This is a genomic window from Pseudomonas sp. Pseusp18 (assembly GCF_059506005.1).
This window is the reverse complement of record NZ_CP169240.1, coordinates 5,246,263-5,264,329: the sequence shown is the minus strand read 5'-3', so window position 1 is coordinate 5,264,329 and position 18,067 is coordinate 5,246,263. Positions and strand designations below refer to the sequence as shown.

Below are 18,067 nucleotides of genomic sequence, written 5' to 3'. Positions count from 1 at the left end.
GGGGCTTTTTGTGTTCGGAAGCTCAGATCACTCCTGAGCCGCCGTCTCCTTCGTTTGACGCTTCACGATCGCATCCACCAACCGCTGGGCCAACGCCGGGTAGTTTTCGTCGAAGTGATGGCCGCCAGGCAGTTTCATCGCTTCGCCCACGGCGGTCTTGTCGGTGCAGCCGCTCTCGTCGACTTCTTCCTCACCGTAGATGCACACCACTTTCGCCGGCGGCAGCTTGGCCATTTCCGGGCCAGTGGCGGCTTCTTTGCCGGCGTTGCCGAGCCAGCCTTCGACTTCGATCTCGAAGCTGCCGGTGCGGGCGAAGGCCAGCAGGATGATTGCATCGACCCGCTGCTGTTCGGCTTCCGGCAGGCGGTTGTAGATGGCGGGCAGCACGTCGGCGCCGAACGAGTAGCCGGTCAGGATGAAGCGCTTGGTGCCCCATTTCTGCCGGTAGTGCTGCATCAGTTCGGTCAGGTCCAGGGCGCTTTGTTCCGGGCTCTTGTGCTGCCAGTAGTAGCGCAGGGTGTCGATGCCGACCACCGGGTAGCCGATCTTGGCCATCTCGCCGGCCACGTCGCGGTCCAGGTCGCGCCAGCCACCGTCGCCGGAGAGGAACAGGGTGACGGTGTCCTTGGCCTGACCGGCCGGCACTTCGACCACCGGGATCTGCAGGCCGCCGGCGGCTTTATCGCCACCGACGAGGGTTTTGCGCAGTTCGTTGTTCAGCACTTGCGGCAGGTTGATGTCGTAGTCGCTGATGCTGGTTTCGGCGTTGGGCTGGTCACGCACGAAGCCGGCGCTGGTGTCGTCCGGGTTGTCGTTCCAGGCCACCAGCCAGTGACCGTGGGCAGCACTTTTTGGCAACAGGTGGGTGCAGCCGGGTTTTTCCAGGGCCAGGTCAACCGAAATGGCCTGGGCCTTGTCGTCCTTCTGCTCGGACAGCCAGCGCCACGCCAGCACTGCGCCAGGGCCGATACCGCTGACCAGGGTTGCCGGGCCTTTTAGTTCTCTGAGGCCTGCTTGCAGGGCACGACTTTGCTGGATGCAGTCCTTGGGCAGAATCACCTGGACGATCTGCGCCGAGCCGCTGCGGCTCAGGGTCATCAATTGTTTATCGCTGAGCTTCTGCTCTTCATTGACCGCCACCAGCACCTGCGCGCGCGGCGTGGTGCCGGGGATGACGCGGGTCATCACGGCGCCATCGGCCGGCGTCAGCAGTTCAAGGGTCGGTTCTGGCGCCGGGCGTTTGAGGTACCAGTAACCGCCACCGACAATCAGGGCCAGCACTACCAGTGTGGCCAGTACGTACCGCAGGGAGCGTTGAATCATCAGCGTTTCACCAATCCAGTCAAGCCGCCCGCAATCAGGGCGGCAGTGTCGGCCAGGGCCACCAGCGGATCGAGTCCGGCGGGCACGGCCATATAACGGGGTTCCCAGTCAGGCTGGAACTTGTCTTTGAAGCGGCGCAAACCTTGGAAGTTATACAGCTGCTCACCACGGCGGAACACCATCGAGCCCAAGCGCTGGGTCAGTGGTGCGCCGCGCCGGGGTTGCAACCCCGACAATGGCACCATGCCCAGGCTGAAGCGCGCGTATCCATGATTTTTATAATGTTGAATCAGGCCGACCATCATGAATTCCATGGTCAGCTTAGGGGCGTCGGGGTGCGCGCGCATCAGGTCGAGGCTGGCCAGTTCATGGCCGTAGGTCTCGAGCAAGTTGGCGAACGCCACCGGGCGCCCTTCGAAACGAATCACCGCGACACGGAAGTGCTTGAGGTAGTCATCGCTGAAACGCCCGAGCGAGAAGCCTTTCTCGCGCACATTCTTGCCGGTCAGCCAGGCATCGGAAATCACCTTGAGCTCGTCCATCGGCGCTTGCCCCGGCTCATGGATCTCCAGCGACAGCCCGTCACGGGTGCCACGGTTCCAGGTGTAGCGCAGGTCCTTCATCTCTTTGCCTTTGGCTTCGAGATCGAAACGCTTGAGATCGACCCGGGCTTCTTCGCCGAGCTTGATCGCGGTCAGGCCGATGTCCATGTAGTACGGCAGGTTCTCGGCACGTACTTGATAAAACACAGGGCGAGCGTGATGGATATCGCACAGGTCACGGAACTGCCAGATCATTTCCGCCCGTTGCTGGGTCGGGCCGATCGGGTCATACAGCGCTACCAGGCTGCGGCCACGGCGGGCGTACATCAGGAACGCCTCATCGTTGGGGTGAAACAGCAGCGCTTTGTCACCGGTCAGGGCCAAGCCGCCATCCGGTTGGGAGGAGGCCATGAGGATATTAGCCGCGCGCTCCAGCTCATCGGAGGTTGGCAGGTGGATTATCGGACGCGCGGTGCGCAGCAGCCACGTCAGGGACACCACCACCAGCAGCACAGCGGCACCCAGCAACGAACGCAAACCTCGCGGGGCATCGGCGTCGAGGGTGAACTGCCACCAGAGCTGATGGCTGTACGGAACGTCCTGATAGGCGAACAGCAGCAACCAGATTGATGCGCCGAGTACGCAAAGACTCGACACCAGATACAGCGGCGAAAACGGCAGCTCGGTCAGGCGGCTGGGGCGGTAGAACGAACGCCGGAAAACCCCCAGCAAACTTGCTGTCAGGGTCATCAGGCTGGCTTCTTCCCAATCGAAGCCTTTGAGCAGAGAGAGCACGGCGCCGACCAACAACAGAATGGTGGTCAGCATCCACGCGGCCGACAGGCGGCGACGCAAGCCCTGGGCCAGCAGCAGGCAGAGAACCCCCACCAGGCTGGCGCCGAAGTGCGAGGCGTCGACCAGTCGATGCGGGATCAGAAAACCGATGTGTTCAAGGCGCGTATCGATCTCCGGCGTTACGCCAGAGAACAGCAACACTACACCGGACAGGAACACCAGCACCGCCAGAATCGGCGCGGCCAGGCCTGAGGCGGCGCGTAGCGTCTGGCGTGTCTGAAACAGGCGCTGGCCTTCGTTGATCAGCAGCAGTACGCAAGCCACCAGCAGCGGCAAGATCACGTAGATCAGGCGGTAGAGCAGCAGGGCGGCAGCCAGTGGCGCGGCACCGAGCTTGTCGGCGAAGGCCGCCAGCAAAATCGCTTCGAACACCCCGACACCGCCGGGTACATGGCTGAGCACGCCAGCGGCCAAGGCCAATAGATAGACCAGCAGGAACGCACCGAAGGGCGGCGCTTCGGGCAGCAACAGATAGAGCACTGTCGCGGCGGCGGCCACGTCCAGGGCGGTGATGACCAGTTGCAGGAAGGTCAGGCGGCGGCCCGGCAGGCGCAAGGTGCGGCGGCCGACCTTGACCAGCAGGTTGTCCGGGTAAGGCTGTTCCGGCAAGCGCCGGCGGTAGATGCCGATCGCCAGTACCGTGGCGAGCAGCAGCACGGCCACTGCAATCGCACCCAGCAACGTCTCGGAGAAACCCAGGGCCAGCGAGGCGGCGGGCAGGTTGCTGAGGGTGGCGAGGGCGGCCAGGGGCGGGAGGGCGCAGCCGAGCGAGAGGCTGGCAAACAGCGTCATGTGCGCGACTTCCGAAGCCCCCACGCCATGCCGTGCATATAGACGGTAGCGAACCGAGCCCCCCGACAGCAGCGACAGACCGATGGCATTGCCGATGGCGAAGGCGGTGAAGCCCCCCAGCGCCACGACTCGCGGCGCCAGCGTCACGCCGGCATAACGGCTGGCCGACCATTCGTAACCCAGCAGAATGATGAAGCCGACGACGGTCGCGCCCAGTGCTCCCAGCAAGGCGGGTCTCGGCACTTCCAGGATCGAGTCGTGCAGCGCGTACAGATCGAGTTCGCTCAGCAGGTGACGACAGGCAATCAGCGCGATGGCGAACAGCAGCAAAGTGACCGCCAGACCGATGGGTTGACGGTATTTGCTGATTCGATCCAGCAAGCGCAGACGCTCGGCTTTGATCGGTTGTGTCGCTGTGACGGTGTCTTGTGGATCAGACGAGTTGGCGCGCATCAATCACCTCTTGGATTGTGCGCGACAGGATGGGGGTATCCAGCCAAGTTACCAATCCCTGTAGAAAAAAATAATCACAAATATTAACGCGTCTCACCGGGTATCGGCGATGGCGCATCACCAGTCGTCGAGGGTTTTCCTTGCGGTTCAGCCTAGGTCTGAACTCACAGTCTGGCGACCCTGAACGGCTCACTGCACAGTGACAGATCATTGTTGCGAAAGGACTTTTTCAACAGATACAAAAAAGGCCACTCTTTCGAGTAGCCTTTTTTGATGTTTGGTTGCGGGAGCCGGATTTGAACCGACGACCTTCGGGTTATGAGCCCGACGAGCTACCAGACTGCTCCATCCCGCGTCTGTGTGGCGGCATTCTACAGGCGAATGCCGGAGTGTCAACCGTTAATCCAAGTATGGGTCAAATAAACAAGAATCAGCGCTGAACGGTCGCCGAGGAACGCTAAGTTTCGGAATCAGAAGGATTTCTCGTTTCTGCTCGGTAAGGCATGAAACGCTGATTTTTTATAAAATAGGCGCGCACAAAAAAGGCCACTCTTTCGAGTAGCCTTTTTCGATGTTTGGTTGCGGGAGCCGGATTTGAACCGACGACCTTCGGGTTATGAGCCCGACGAGCTACCAGACTGCTCCATCCCGCGTCTGTGTGTCGGCATTCTACAGAGGATCGCCGGGCTGTCAACCTTCAATCTCGGTAAAATCTGTTCCTGTTCAATCGCTTAGGTGAAAAAGTGGGGTGTGGATCGGGCTGAAACGCAGGCAGGGCAAGGCTTTCGGCTCTATCGGTAGGTGGCTTTCGATTGAGAAAATAAATTCCTCCAGTACTTTTCCTACCGCTTGAAAAGAAGATTCAGACTACTGGTGCTATATACAGGTGTCAGTGAGATACTGCCGGTACGACACGCCGATACTTCATTTCTTCGCCATGAACACCGCTTTTATATGACGCAGCGAAAAATCATCCACGTCGATTGTGACTGCTTCTACGCCGCCATCGAGATGCGTGACGACCCGCGCCTGGCTGGTAAGCCTTTGGCGGTGGGCGGCTCGGCGGATCGGCGTGGGGTGATTGCTACCTGTAACTATGAAGCGCGGGCGTATGGCGTGCGCTCGGCCATGTCTTCCGGACATGCCTTGAAACTGTGTCCGGACCTGACCATCGTCAAGCCGCGCATGGAAGCCTATAGAGAAGCGTCGAAGGAAATTCATACGATCTTTCGCGATTACACCGACCTGATCGAGCCGCTGTCCCTGGACGAGGCGTATCTCGACGTGTCGGACAGTGCGCATTTTGGCGGCAGCGCCACGCGAATCGCCCAGGACATTCGTCGCCGGGTGTCCAATCAGTTGCACATCACCGTGTCGGCCGGCGTGGCGCCGAACAAGTTTCTTGCCAAGATCGCCAGCGACTGGAAGAAGCCCAATGGCTTGTTCGTGATCACGCCTGATCAGGTGGAAGACTTTGTCAGCGGCTTGCCGGTGAGCAAGTTGCACGGTGTTGGCAAAGTGACCGCTGACAAACTGGGCAAGCTCGGCATCGTCGATTGCGCGCAATTACGCGAGTGGAACAAATTGGCGTTGGTGCGTGAATTCGGCAGCTTCGGCGAGCGACTCTGGAGCCTGGCCCGTGGGATCGATGAGCGGTTGGTGCACAACGACAGTCGTCGGCAGTCGATCAGCGTTGAAAACACCTATGACGTGGACCTGCCGGATCTGGTGAGTTGCCTGGATAAGTTGCCCGAATTGCTGGAGTCCCTGAATGGCCGCATGGCGCGGATCGACAGCAGTTATCGTCCGGGCAAGCCGTTCGTCAAAGTGAAATTCCACGATTTTACCCAGACTACGTTGGAGCAGGCCGGGGCAGGGCGGGATCTGGGGAGTTATCAGCTGTTGCTGACCCAGGCCTTCAATCGCGGCGGGAAACCGGTGCGGTTGTTGGGGATTGGGGTGAGGCTGGAAGATTTGCGGGGCGGGTTTGAGCAGTTGGAGTTGTTTGATCGGTGAGATTTAAAAGCAAAAGATCGCAGCCTTCGGCAGCTCCTACGCGCCTGTGGGCGCTGCCGAAGGCTGCGATCTTTTAATGGGGCTTAATTCGCCCCCGGATCCGCCACCAGTCGCCCGGCATCCTTGGTCAGTGACTTGAGGAACTCAGCCTGCAACTCGGGATCGTTGCGGGTCAGTTCGATCAGGCTCTGTTCCAGTTCGCTGGCCTCTTCTTCCAGACCCAGTTCCGACAGACGTTTGACCCGGTGCACCCACTGGCTCACTTCGTCGTCTTCGAGGTCGTCGTAAATCAGCTCATGCGCTTCGAGCAGCTTGCCGCGCAAGTTGTTGCTGATCGCCAGGGACGAGTCGGTGTGCACATCGTCCTTGTTGTCCTCGACACTGATCTGCAGCTTGCCCAGATGATTGAGGTCATGTTCGGCGAACGGGCTGTCCAGCAGGTTCAGGCGCAACACACCGTTGCGGTCGGTGTTCAGCTCGAACGTGTCCTTGCCGGCCTTGACCTGCACCGGACGCTCGCTCCAGGGCAGGCTCGAGTATTCCGTGCGCTTGTCACGCTGGACTTCGTCGATGCCCGCCAGGTTCTGCTGCGCGCGACCGTGAGACTGCACGTTCATGAACGGGTTGAGCCCGGCAAAACCATAGCTGAGCCAATCCTTCGTCACGCTGTCCGGCAGATTACCGAGGGCGAACACGTTGACCACGTTCGCACCGACGCCGGCCACTACGGCCACCGCCCCCAGCGGGATCTCATAGATCTCCCTCCAGGGTTGGTAAGGCGTGTAACGGTCATAGTGGCGTGTGACTTCGAATTCGGTGACTTCGAAGGTCTTCTGCTCGTGGATTTTCACCCGGCGTTGCGGCAGCTCCAGCACTTTGGGTTCGCCGACATCGATCTGCAGGCTGTGATCGAGCAACTTCCGCTCGACCCGCTCCTCGTGTTCGCTGCGTTGTGACATGTGATTGGCACAGCCGCTGACCAACAGGGTGCCGCACAGGGCGGCACCACCGAGGCCTAAGGTGTTTCGCTTGAACATGACGTCTCTATCTGGTGTCAGCGGCGGATACGGGCCTGGAGGAAAGACAGCACGTCAGCAACCGGCAGCGCTTGCGCCTCGGCTTCGGTGCGGCTCTTGTATTCCAGATTGCCGTCGGCGAGGCCGCGGTCACTGACCACGATCCGGTGTGGAATGCCGATCAGCTCCATGTCCGCGAACTTGATGCCCGGGCTGGTTTTCTTGTCGCGGTCGTCCAGCAGCACGTCGAAGCCGGCGGCAGTCAGTTCTGCGTAGAGCTTGTCGGTGGCTTCGCGAACCTGTTCGGTTTCGTAGCGCAGCGGTACCAGAGCAATCTGGAACGGGGCCAGAGCATCGCTCCAGATGATCCCGTTCTCGTCGTTGTTCTGTTCGATGGCGGCAGCTACTACGCGGGATACACCAATGCCGTAGCAGCCCATTTCCAGGGTCACCGGTTTACCGTTCTCGCCCAGCACTTCGCACTTCATCGCTTTGCTGTACTTGTTGCCCAGCTGGAAGATGTGCCCGACTTCGATGCCGCGCTTGATTTCCAGGGTGCCTTTGCCGTCAGGGCTCGGGTCGCCAGCGACAACGTTGCGCAGGTCGGCAACGGTCGGAACCGGCAGATCGCGCTCCCAGTTCACGCCAAAGTAGTGCTTGTCGTCGATGTTGGCACCAATGCCGAAGTCGCTCATCAGCTCGACGGAACGGTCGATGATGATCGGCAGCGGCAGGTTCAGCGGGCCGAGGGAACCGGCACCGGCGCCAATGGCGTCGCGCAGTTCGGCTTCGGAAGCCATGACCAGCGGGCTGGCAACGCCAGGCTGGTTGGCGGCCTTGATTTCGTTCAGTTCGTGGTCGCCACGGATGATCAGGGCAATCAGCTTGCCTTTCTCTTCAGCGTGCACCACCAGGGTCTTGATGGTTTTTTCGATCGGCAGGTCGAAGCCTTCGACCAGTTGCGCAATGGTCTTGGCGTTCGGCGTGTCGACCAGGCGCAGCTCTTCGGCAGGCAGCGGGCGAGAGGTTTCCCGCGGTACGGCTTCGGCTTTCTCGATGTTCGCGGCGTAGTCGGAACCGTTGCTGAAGACGATGTCGTCTTCGCCGGATTCAGCCAGCACGTGGAACTCGTGGGAACCGGCGCCACCGATGGAGCCGTTGTCGGCTTCAACCGGACGGAATTTCAGGCCCAGGCGGGTGAACACGTTGCAGTACGCCTGGTGCATGCGGTCGTAGGTGACCTGCAGCGATGCCTGGTCGGCGTGGAACGAGTAGGCGTCCTTCATGATGAATTCGCGGCCACGCATCAAACCGAAGCGTGGGCGGATTTCGTCACGGAATTTGGTCTGGATCTGATACAGGTTGATCGGCAGCTGTTTGTAGCTGCTCAACTCGTTGCGCATCAGGTCGGTGATGACCTCTTCGTGAGTCGGGCCGGCGCAGAAGTCGCGACCGTGGCGATCCTTGAAGCGCAGCAATTCAGGGCCGTATTCTTCCCAGCGACCCGATTCCTGCCACAGCTCAGCCGGTTGAGTGCTCGGCATCAACACTTCGAGAGAACCGGCGGCGTTCATTTCTTCACGCACGATGGCTTCGACCTTGCGCATCACTCGCAAGCCCATCGGCAGCCAGGTGTACAGGCCCGAGGCGAGTTTGCGGATCATGCCGGCGCGCAGCATCAGCTGATGGCTGATGACGACCGCGTCGGAAGGCGTTTCTTTCTGTGTGGCGAGCAAAAATTGACTGGTGCGCATGGTTGGCCGTTGTCGGTTGCTGATAACGAGAAGTAATGGGGCATTGTACGGGCGAGATCTGCTGGCGTACAGGCGTGCGGCCGGCTGTGTGGCTGGAGGGCGAGAATCTGCTCGCCCTCTGCGACCTGTATCAAAGAGGCTGCGATTCTTCCGTGACCGGGGTCTGAGCCGGTTCAGGCGTCGGGGTCGGACCGGCACGGCGGTTTTCCTGGAACCAGTGCAAGGCGATCAACAGCAGCGTCGGAACGCCCAGCAGGGCAGTGATCAGGAAGAAGTTGTGGTAGCCGAATTTTTCCACCATGACCCCTGAATAGCCGCCGATCAGGCGCGGCAACAAGAGCATGATCGAGCTGAGCAGGGCGTACTGGGTCGCGGAGAATTTGAGGTTGGTCAGGCTCGACAGGTAAGCGACGAACGCCGAAGTCGCCAGGCCCGAGCTGAAGTTGTCCAGGGAAATGGTGACGATCAGCATCTGCAGATTGGCGCCCATGTCCGTGAGCATCAGGAACAGCAGGTTAGTGGCCGCCGATGCGGCACCGCCGATGAACAGAATGGGCAGAATGCCGAAGCGCACGATGAGCAGGCCGCCCATGCCGGCGCCGACCAGCGTCATGATCAGGCCGAAAATCTTGCTGACGCTGGCGATCTGATCCTTGGTGAACCCTTGGTCGATGTAGAACACGTTGGCCATCACACCCATGACCGTGTCGGACATCCGGTAGGTGGCGATCAGCCCGAGCAGCAACAGGGCTTGCCAGCGGTAACGCAGAATGAAGTCGTTGACCGGTGTCAGCACCGGCGCCAGGCCACGGCGGCCCATGGCCGACAAGCACAGGGCGGTGAGCGTGGTATAGAGGATTGCCCGCAGGAATGCGCGGTCTTCGAGCAACAGGTCGAGCAGGCTGACACCGTTGAACAGTACGCTGGCGAAGTCGGTGTTGTAGAACTGGGTGAACATGGCCGGTACGGACACCAGCAGTACGATCAGCACGAACACCGACGCCAGCTGGTGCACGAAGCTGTAGCGTCCGGCTTGAAGCTGAGTGCGCAGTGGCACCGGCGGTTCGCGCATGAAGAGGGAGGTCAGCAGCGCCGGGATCATCAAGATGCCGAACAGCAGATAGGTGCCAGTCCACGCCGCATGTTTGTAGTTGAAACCGGTGGAGCCGAAGCCTTCGGCAAAAAACAGCGCACCCGCCGTTGCCAGCAGGGCCGCGACCCGATAACCGGCCATGTAGCTGGCCGCCAGTGCAGCCTGGCGGGTATCGTCGACGATTTCCAGGCGATAGGCGTCGATGGCAATGTCTTGCGTTGCCGAAGCAAAGGCGACTACCACCGCGATGGCGATCAGCCAGGACAGGTGTTTTTGCGGGTCGCAGAAACCCATGCCGATCAGGCCGAGGATCACCAGTGCCTGAGCCAGCACCAGCCAGGAGCGTCGTCGGCCAAGTTTGCCGAGCAGTGGCAGGCGCCATTGGTCGAGCAGCGGGGACCAGACCCATTTAAAGGCGTAGGCCAGGCCGATCAGGCTTGCATAGCCGATGGTTTCGCGGGCAACACCGGCCTCGCGCAGCCAGACTGAAAGCGTCGAAAACACCAGCATGTAGGGCAGGCCGGCGGCGAAACCAAGCAGCAACAGCACGAGCGTCGAGGGGCTGGCATAGGCGGCGAGCGCGGCGCGCCAGGTTTTACGGGGCATGGGCTGGAGTCTGCCTCAAGAATTACGGAAACAAAGCGCGCACTCTAACCGCTGTGCTCTACCGGGCGCCAGCCATGGCGCTGAATATCCACACGATTGTTCAGAACACTGATGCCTTCCATGCGCAATCGGGCCCGCTGTTCATCTCCCGAAGGGCTGCCTGCGGGCAGACTGATCCGACCACCGGCACCCAGCACACGATGCCAGGGCAATTTAGTGTCACCGGGCAGTTGGCTCAATGTTCGCCCGACCCAGCGGGCGGCGCGACCCAGTCCCGCCAGCTCGGCGAGCTGACCGTAACTCACGACTTTGCCCTCGGGCACTTGTGCCAGGGTCAAGTAGAGCGCCGTGCGTCGGATTTGCGCCGCGCTTTCGGTTTCAGCGGTTGAGTCGGTCACGTCCGGGGTTCCTGAAAAAAATGCGCATTGACCGTCTGTAGAGTAAATCCTTGATTGTCAGTTGAGAAATGAACTCAATAGAAATAGTCGGGTCAGTCCTTGCCAGGGCCTTATTTCCAAGAATAATGCCGACTTTTTTTCGCAAAGTTGAGCCTTTGATTCGCTTATGTTGTCCAGAACCTTGCTGTGCCTCGCTGTCGTCAGTGCTTCCACTCCCTTGCTCGCCGATACGGTCTGGTTGAAGAACGGTGACAAGCTGAGCGGCAAGATCACCCTCTTCGATGGCGGCAAGCTGTTGATCCAGACCGCGTATGCCGGTGCGGTCCCGATTGACTGGAAAGAGGTCAAAACCCTGGAAAGCGATCAGCAATTGCTGGTCAAGCAGGATGCCTACACCGGCGAAAAGGCCAAGTCGCTGCACGCGGCAGAGGACGGCAAGGTCACGCTGGCCAATGGCGAGACGCCCAAGACCGTGGAACTGGCCAGTATTCAGCAGATCCTCAAGCCCAAACCGGTGGTCGAGGATTTGGTGTTTAAAGGTAACGTCGACCTGGCGCTGGATTATCAGCGTGCAGAAAAAGATACCGATGATTACGACGTCGGCTTCAAAACCACCGCGCGTCACGGTCGGTGGCGTCATACGGCGGAAGGTGAGTACAACCGCGAGTTTCAGGATGACGTGGTTACCACTGATAACTGGCGTGCCGAGTATTCTCTCGACCGCTTCCTCACCGAGAAGTGGTTCTGGCAGGGGCGTTTGAATTACAAGCGCGACAAGGTCGAAGAGCTCTCCCGTCAGCGCACCGTCGGTACCGGCCCTGGTTATCAATTCTGGGATGACGAACTGGGTGCCTTCTCCCTGGGCTCGCTCCTCAACCGTACGGACTACGAATTTTCCGATGGCGGAAAGCAAAACTTCTATTCCCTGGCCGTGAAGTGGGACTACAACCGCTACCTGATTGGCAAGAAGGTCGAGTTCTTCACCAAAGGCGAAGTGGGCAAGCCGCTGTCGGGTGTCGCCGATTACGCACTCGATACCGAGGCCGGCCTGCGCTACAAAGTCACCGACTGGGCGTCGCTGAACCTGAAGGCCGAGAAAGACATCATCAGTGGTACTGACAATGCGGACCTGAACAAGACCCGATATACCGCAGGGTTTGGCGTGGCCTGGTAACACGCTCGAAGATCAAAAGATCGCAGCTTTCGGCAGCTCCGCACTTGTGGGCGCCGCCGAAGGCTGCGATTTTTTGTTGCCACACAAAACACACAGGCACAAAAAAGCCCCGCTTTTAAGGGCGGGGCCTTTTACTAAAGCAAGTACAAGTTAGATAACTTGAACTTCTTCAGCTTGCATGCCTTTCTGACCGCGGGTAGCGATGAAAGAAACCTGTTGGCCTTCTTTCAGGCTTTTGAAGCCGTCGGATTGGATAGCTTTGAAGTGAACGAACAGGTCGTCACCGGATTGTGGAGTGATGAAGCCGAAGCCTTTTTCATCGTTGAACCACTTAACGGTACCGGTTTGGCGATTAGACATGGTGTAACTCCTTGAACAAAGATAACTGCGACTCAGGAAGAACCCTGGCCGAGACTGAGTGCAAAGAGCAGGAAAAATTCTTGTAGATGGTTGGATCGAAATTCAACATATCGTGTAGAGATTCTCAGTGACACAAGCAGCACAGTGGCGCCACCTTAACCCTTTTTCCGGAACGTGCCAATGGTTCTTGCGAAGGTTTCTCTTTTTTAATGACTGACGGTTAATAACATGGCGGTGAGGCCCCGGAATTCACGGGGAAACGGCGAGAATTGTCTCCCGGACTTTGAACCCGAGCGACTGCCCGGTAAGATGCCGGACAGAATTTTTCCACCTCGCTATTCAGGACTCCCGCCATGAGCATCAAATCGGACAAGTGGATTCGCCGCATGGCGCAAGAGCACGGCATGATCGAGCCCTTCGTGGAGCGTCAGGTGCGCGGCAGTGACGACAGTCGTGTGATCTCCTATGGTGTGTCGAGCTACGGCTACGATGTGCGTTGCACCAATCATTTCAAGGTGTTCACCAACATCAATTCGGCCATCGTCGATCCGAAAAACTTCGACGCTGGCAGCTTCGTCGACATCCACAGCGACGTGTGCATCATCCCGCCAAACTCCTTCGCCCTGGCCAGTACCGTCGAATACTTCCGCATTCCGCGCAACGTATTGACCATCTGTCTGGGCAAGAGCACCTACGCCCGCTGCGGCATCATCGTCAACGTGACCCCGCTCGAGCCCGAGTGGGAAGGCCATGTGACCCTGGAGTTCTCGAACACCACCAACCTGCCGGCGAAGATCTACGCCAACGAAGGCGTGGCGCAGATGCTGTTCCTCGAGTCCGACGAGGAATGTGAAGTGTCCTACAAGGACCGTGGCGGCAAGTATCAGGGCCAACGTGGCGTGACCCTGCCGCGTACCTGAGTCAACCGTCTGACAAACCGTTGGAATTCCTGGGCGGGCGTACACTCTATGGGGTGTACTGCTCCGATTCGCGCAAGGCGGATCGGGCCATCGCTCAGGAGTGCTTCATGAAGATCGATCCGCGAATAAGTGCCGAACTGGCAAGGCTCGAGCCCAATCAGGTTGGCGTGCTGGCCTGGTCCTTGTTGGCGCATCCGCCAGTCAGCATGGCAGGGGGCATCCCCCATCAGCCTGATCCCGACAGCCCCAATGAAGATCCGACAGAACCTGGAGAGCCCACCCTGCCGGATGAGCCACCTCCCGCGCCTGTGGTCTGATACCCGCTTTTGTGGGGGCGAGCATCGCTCGCTCCCACGGGAAGGTGGCGTTTTACTTGAGGTTGCCGCTCAAAAACTGCTTCAACCGCTCACTCTTCGGATTGCCCAGCACGTCTTCCGGCGCGCCTTCTTCTTCCACCAGCCCCTGATGCAGGAACAGCACCTGGCTCGACACTTTGCGGGCGAAGCTCATTTCATGGGTGACCATGATCATGGTCCGGCCTTCCTCGGCCAGGCCCTGAATTACCTTGAGTACTTCGCCTACCAGTTCCGGGTCGAGTGCCGAGGTTGGTTCGTCGAACAGCATGACTTCCGGTTCCATGGCCAGTGCGCGGGCAATGGCTACCCGTTGTTGCTGGCCGCCCGACAGGAACGCCGGGTACTGATCCGCCACACGCGCCGCCAGGCCAACCTTGTCGAGGTAACGTCGGGCACGGTCTTCGGCTTCTGCCTTGCTGCAACCGAGCACCCGCCGCGGGGCCATGGTGATGTTTTCCAGCACCGTCATGTGGCTCCACAGGTTGAAGTGCTGGAACACCATGGCCAGGCGGGTGCGGATCCGTTGCAGTTCATGCGGGTCGGCCACATGGATGCCGTGACGGTCCTTGACCATGCTGATGTTCTGGCCGTCCAGGCTCATGGTGCCGTCGTTGGGCTGTTCGAGAAAGTTGATGCAGCGTAAAAAGGTGCTTTTGCCCGAGCCGCTGGCGCCGATCAGGCTGATGACGTCGCCGGTTTTGGCCTTGAGCGAAACGCCTTTGAGCACCTGATGATCGCCATAGCTTTTATGCAGGCCTTCGATGGTCAGTTTGTACATGGGGCATGCATCCTCAAGGCGAAAGTAGGTAGCCGCTGCGATAGGCTTCGGTGCCCGCGACGTGGGCGATTACCATGCCGGCAGTGGCCATGCGCCGCAGCGAACGGGCGTACATCAGCCCGGCGACGGTGCAATGAACAGGGGTGACGCGATCATTGATCGGGTCGATGACTTCGGCGATCAGTTGCCCGGCCTCCAGGTATTCCCCGGGCAGGGCGGTAAACACCAGCAGTCCGCCCACGGGTGTCGCTACCGGCTCGACGCCGGCCAGCGGCGTGGCCGGGTAGGGCAGTTCCGGTAAGGGCGCCGGCTCACCGGCAATCGCGCCGAAGTGAATCAGATAATCGATCAACGCCTGGCAATCGAGGCTGGCCAACGGGTGATTGACGTCGCCCTGGCCGCGTAACTCGACGGTGACCGAAAAGCTGCCCGGCGGAATATCGAAATGCTCGCCGAAGCGTTCTTTCAACTGCCACCAGAGCAGGGTGAAGCATTCATCGAACGACTGGCCACCAGAGTCGGTGGCCAGCAGGCTGGCTTCGGCACCGATGTAACGCGCCAGAGGCTCGACCTGAGGCCAGGCCTCGGGCGTGGTGTAGAGGTGCGCGACGGCTTCGAAATCGCAATGCAGGTCCAGCACCATGTCCGCATCGCAAGCCAGCCGTTGCAGGGTCAGGCGTTGGGATTGCAGTTGCGTGCCGGCGGTCTGGCGCGCCAATACGTTGCGCAGGCTGCTGCGGATCAGTTCGAGGTTGCGTTGTGGATTGTCGCCCAGCAGGCCTTCGATCTCATTGCCGACTTCTTCACTCAAGTCGATGAACCAGCGATTGAAGTTCTGCCCGCTTTCCAGCTCGTAACGGCCCAGTGGAACGTCCATCAACACTTGTTCCAGGCCGACCGGGTTGGCCACGGGCACCAGAACGATTTCGCTGCGCAGCCGGCCGGCGGCTTCCAGCTCCGCCAGACGCTGCTTGAGGTGCCAGGCCACCAGCATGCCGGGTAATTCATCGGCATGCAGGGAGGACTGGATGTAGATCTTGCCTTTGGCCGCCTGGGGGCCGAAGTGAAAGCTGTGGATCTGTCGCACGGTCCCCGGCAGTGGGGCCAGCAGGTCATGAATCTGGTGGCGCATGTACGAATTGTCCTAGTGAGTCGGCCCGAGGAAGGCCAGCCATCGGCGTTCGGCGAGGCGGAACAGGCCGACCAGCGCAAAGGTAACGGTCAGGTAGATCAGCGCGGCGATGCCGAACGACTGGAACGTCAGAAAGGTCGCAGAGTTCGCGTCGCGAGCAACTTTCAGGACATCCGGGATGGTCGCGGTGAACGCTACGGTGGTCGAGTGCAGCATCAGGATCACTTCGTTGCTGTAATAAGGCAACGAGCGACGCAGTGCCGACGGCATGATCACGTAGGCATAGAGCTTCCAGCCTGACAGACCGTAGGCCTTGGCCGCTTCGACTTCACCGTGAGCCAGGCTGCGAATCGCCCCGGCGAAGATTTCCGTGGTGTAGGCGCAGGTGTTCAGGGCGAAGGCCAGGATCGTGCAGTTCATCGCGTCGCGAAAAAACGCATCGAGAACCGGCTGGGCACGCACGGCCGCCAGACTGTAGATGCCGGTGTAGCAAATCAGCAGTTGGATGTAGAGCGGTGTACCCCGGAACAGGTAGACGTAAAACTGCACTGGCCAGCGGATGTAGAACCTGGACGAAACCCTGGCGATGGACAGCGGGATCGACACCAGAAAACCGATGCAGATCGACGCACTGAGCAGCCACATGGTCATGGCCAGGCCGGTGATGTTGTAGCCGTCGGTATAAAGGAAGGGTTTCCAGTATTCCTGCAAGAGTTCGATCATCGTACTGCCTCCCGGGCACCGGCGGCGTAGCGACGTTCGAGCCAGCGCAGGACAACGTTGGAGGCACTGGTGATCAGCAAGTAGATCAATGCGGCCAGCACCAGGAAGTAGAACAGTTGATAGGTGCTTTTACCGGCATCCTGCGCAGCCTTGACCAAGTCGGCGAGGCCGATGATCGAGACCAGCGCGGTGGCCTTGAGCATCACCATCCAGTTGTTGCCGATGCCCGGCAGGGCGAAGCGCATCATTTGCGGGAACACCACGAATCGAAAACGCTGGCCGCGTTTGAGGCCATAGGCGGTGGCGGCTTCGACCTGGCCCCGTGGCACGGCAAGGATCGCCCCGCGGAACGTTTCGGTGAAGTACGCGCCATAAATGAAGCCCAGGGTGATGACCCCGGCGCTGAATGGGTTGATCTCGATGTATTCCCATTCCATGAAGTCGGTAAACGAGGTCAGCCAGGTTTGCAGGCTGTAGAAGATCAGCAGCATCAGCACCAGGTCCGGTACCCCGCGAATCAGCGTGGTGTAGCACTGGGCCGGTATCCGCAGCAGTTTGACTTTTGACAGCTTGGCACTGGCGCCCAGCAGGCCGAGCAACACGGCCACCAACAGCGACATCACCGATAATTTGATGGTCATCCAGGTGCCTTCCATCAGCAACGGACCGAAACCCTGAAGGCTGAAGGCAGAGAGCCCCAAGTGTTGTAATAGGTTTTCGAACATAAATCAGCAACCTGATCGGATGAAAAAAGCGCCCACCGCGAGATGGGCGCCGGGCATTATTTGCCGCTGTACAGATTCAGATCGCCAAAGTGTTTCTTCTGAATGGTGGCGTAGGTGCCATCGTCGTGTAACGCTTTGATACCTTTATCCAGAAGTGCTTTCAGCTCTTTGTTACCTTTCGAGATACCGACTGCTGTTTTGGCCGGCAGCAATTCGCTGTCGACGGGCTTGCTGACTTCGTAATCGGCGCCTTTTGGCGATTTGATGAAGCCAAGTTCAGCTTGCAGCATGTCCTGGATCGCGGCGTCGAGACGACCGGAAGTCAGGTCGGAATACACCTGATCCTGGTTGGCGTAGGCCTGGGTTTTCACGCCGGCCTTGTCCAGCACGGCTTTGGCATAGGCTTCCTGAATGGTGCCTTGCTCATAACCGACGGTTTTGCCCTTCAATGAGGCGACGTCTGCGCTCAGGCCGGAGCCTTTCTTGAACACGTAGGCGGTAGGGCCGGAGAACAGCTCGCTGGAGAAGTCGATGACTTTTTCGCGGGCCGGAGTAACGGTCATCGAAGAGATCACACCGTCGAATTTATTGGCTTTGAGGCCCGGAATCATGCCGTCGAAATCGCTTTCGACCCATTTGCACTTAACCTTCAGCTCGGCACAGATTGCATTGCCCAGGTCGATGTCGAAGCCCACCAGGCTGCCGTCGGCTGCTTTGGACTCGAACGGCGCGTAGGAAGGGTCAACGCCAAAACGCAATTCTTTGTATTCCTTTGCCAGCGCGGAGCCGGCAGCCATGCACAACGCCAGTGCAGAAAGGGTCAGCAATGCTTTTTTCATTATTCAATCCCTAAGAACCAATATGAGCGCTTGTGGCGCAGAAGTACTGTTACTGAAAAGCGTAAGACCTATTAAAAGTAGCAATTTCCGAACCAGAGTCCCGAACAAGCGTTTTAAAAGGTGATACAAGAAATGGCAAAGTTCGATTTGTGCACGAAAACGGGCATTGCCAGATTCTTGCGTCTGGATGGTGCACAGGGAAGCTGATACCC

16 protein-coding genes and 2 tRNA genes are annotated in these 18,067 nt (G+C 59.3%); 4 read left to right on the top strand and 14 right to left on the bottom strand.

Going from position 1 to position 18,067, the window contains the following annotated elements; genetic code table 11:
• Positions 1-27 precede the first annotated feature (27 nt).
• The 4 genes from ACEN9A_RS23565 to ACEN9A_RS23550 form a co-directional block, all read right to left on the bottom strand.
• Positions 28-1,323, bottom strand: a complete 1,296-nt coding sequence (locus tag ACEN9A_RS23565; RefSeq protein WP_019580974.1) for a virulence factor family protein — start codon at positions 1,321-1,323, stop codon at positions 28-30.
• A complete protein-coding gene (mprF, locus tag ACEN9A_RS23560; RefSeq protein ID WP_258671018.1) occupies positions 1,323-3,965 on the bottom strand; it encodes a bifunctional lysylphosphatidylglycerol flippase/synthetase MprF in 2,643 nt (880 codons plus the stop codon). Before mprF ends, ACEN9A_RS23565 begins: the two co-directional genes overlap by 1 nt.
• A gap of 278 nt (positions 3,966-4,243) precedes the next feature.
• Positions 4,244-4,320: transfer RNA gene (locus tag ACEN9A_RS23555), tRNA-Met, on the bottom strand.
• A gap of 221 nt (positions 4,321-4,541) precedes the next feature.
• Positions 4,542-4,618, bottom strand: a tRNA-Met gene (locus ACEN9A_RS23550).
• Between the two features lie 301 nt (positions 4,619-4,919).
• On the opposite strand from ACEN9A_RS23550, the gene dinB reads away from it, so the two are divergent.
• On the top strand, positions 4,920-5,981 hold the full coding sequence (dinB, locus tag ACEN9A_RS23545; RefSeq protein WP_258671017.1) for a DNA polymerase IV: 1,062 nt from the start codon (positions 4,920-4,922) through the stop codon (positions 5,979-5,981).
• Positions 5,982-6,064: 83 nt separating this feature from the next.
• Here the strand turns inward: dinB and ACEN9A_RS23540 are convergent, their stop codons facing one another.
• The 4 genes from ACEN9A_RS23540 to ACEN9A_RS23525 all read right to left on the bottom strand — a co-directional run bounded on the left by ACEN9A_RS23540 (position 6,065) and on the right by ACEN9A_RS23525 (position 10,848).
• Positions 6,065-7,018, bottom strand: coding sequence for a hypothetical protein (locus tag ACEN9A_RS23540; RefSeq protein ID WP_019647858.1), 954 nt, complete (start codon positions 7,016-7,018; stop codon positions 6,065-6,067).
• A gap of 17 nt (positions 7,019-7,035) precedes the next feature.
• Complete coding sequence (locus ACEN9A_RS23535; protein WP_258671016.1) at positions 7,036-8,751, bottom strand: proline--tRNA ligase; 1,716 nt, start codon at positions 8,749-8,751, stop codon at positions 7,036-7,038.
• 130 nt (positions 8,752-8,881) lie between these two features.
• Positions 8,882-10,450 (bottom strand): AmpG family muropeptide MFS transporter, encoded by a 1,569-nt coding sequence (locus ACEN9A_RS23530; protein ID WP_096479615.1) that lies wholly within the window; start codon positions 10,448-10,450, stop codon positions 8,882-8,884.
• Positions 10,451-10,494: 44 nt separating this feature from the next.
• Positions 10,495-10,848, bottom strand: coding sequence for an MGMT family protein (locus tag ACEN9A_RS23525; RefSeq protein WP_018926938.1), 354 nt, complete (start codon positions 10,846-10,848; stop codon positions 10,495-10,497).
• Positions 10,849-11,014: 166 nt separating this feature from the next.
• Here ACEN9A_RS23525 and ACEN9A_RS23520 point away from each other — a divergent pair, with 166 nt between their 5' ends.
• Positions 11,015-12,022, top strand: a complete 1,008-nt coding sequence (locus tag ACEN9A_RS23520; protein WP_258671015.1) for a DUF481 domain-containing protein — start codon at positions 11,015-11,017, stop codon at positions 12,020-12,022.
• A gap of 150 nt (positions 12,023-12,172) precedes the next feature.
• Here the strand turns inward: ACEN9A_RS23520 and ACEN9A_RS23515 are convergent, their stop codons facing one another.
• Positions 12,173-12,382 (bottom strand): cold-shock protein, encoded by a 210-nt coding sequence (locus tag ACEN9A_RS23515; protein ID WP_002554837.1) that lies wholly within the window; start codon positions 12,380-12,382, stop codon positions 12,173-12,175.
• 353 nt (positions 12,383-12,735) lie between these two features.
• On the opposite strand from ACEN9A_RS23515, the gene dcd reads away from it, so the two are divergent.
• Both dcd and ACEN9A_RS23505 read left to right on the top strand, forming a co-directional pair.
• Positions 12,736-13,302 carry a dCTP deaminase gene (gene dcd, locus ACEN9A_RS23510; RefSeq protein WP_007904652.1) on the top strand — a complete coding sequence of 189 codons (567 nt, stop codon included), beginning with the start codon at positions 12,736-12,738 and terminating at the stop codon, positions 13,300-13,302.
• Positions 13,303-13,409: 107 nt separating this feature from the next.
• Positions 13,410-13,619: a hypothetical protein gene (locus tag ACEN9A_RS23505; protein ID WP_019647862.1), complete on the top strand. Its 210-nt coding sequence runs from the start codon at positions 13,410-13,412 to the stop codon at positions 13,617-13,619.
• A gap of 52 nt (positions 13,620-13,671) precedes the next feature.
• On the opposite strand, the gene ACEN9A_RS23500 is transcribed toward ACEN9A_RS23505, so the two are convergent.
• From ACEN9A_RS23500 to ACEN9A_RS23480, 5 genes are read right to left on the bottom strand one after another with little or no spacing between them, the layout of a single operon-like run.
• Complete coding sequence (locus ACEN9A_RS23500; protein WP_258671014.1) at positions 13,672-14,436, bottom strand: ABC transporter ATP-binding protein; 765 nt, start codon at positions 14,434-14,436, stop codon at positions 13,672-13,674.
• Positions 14,437-14,449: 13 nt separating this feature from the next.
• Positions 14,450-15,568, bottom strand: coding sequence for a succinylglutamate desuccinylase/aspartoacylase family protein (locus tag ACEN9A_RS23495; protein WP_258671013.1), 1,119 nt, complete (start codon positions 15,566-15,568; stop codon positions 14,450-14,452).
• Positions 15,569-15,580: 12 nt separating this feature from the next.
• On the bottom strand, positions 15,581-16,291 hold the full coding sequence (locus tag ACEN9A_RS23490) for an ABC transporter permease (RefSeq protein WP_258671012.1): 711 nt from the start codon (positions 16,289-16,291) through the stop codon (positions 15,581-15,583).
• Entirely contained in the window at positions 16,288-17,016 is a 729-nt protein-coding gene (locus ACEN9A_RS23485) for an ABC transporter permease (protein WP_019647866.1), read from the bottom strand. Before ACEN9A_RS23485 ends, ACEN9A_RS23490 begins: the two co-directional genes overlap by 4 nt.
• Positions 17,017-17,072: 56 nt before the next feature.
• Positions 17,073-17,855 carry a transporter substrate-binding domain-containing protein gene (locus ACEN9A_RS23480; protein ID WP_019580963.1) on the bottom strand — a complete coding sequence of 261 codons (783 nt, stop codon included), beginning with the start codon at positions 17,853-17,855 and terminating at the stop codon, positions 17,073-17,075.
• Between the last annotated feature and the right edge of the window lie 212 nt (positions 17,856-18,067).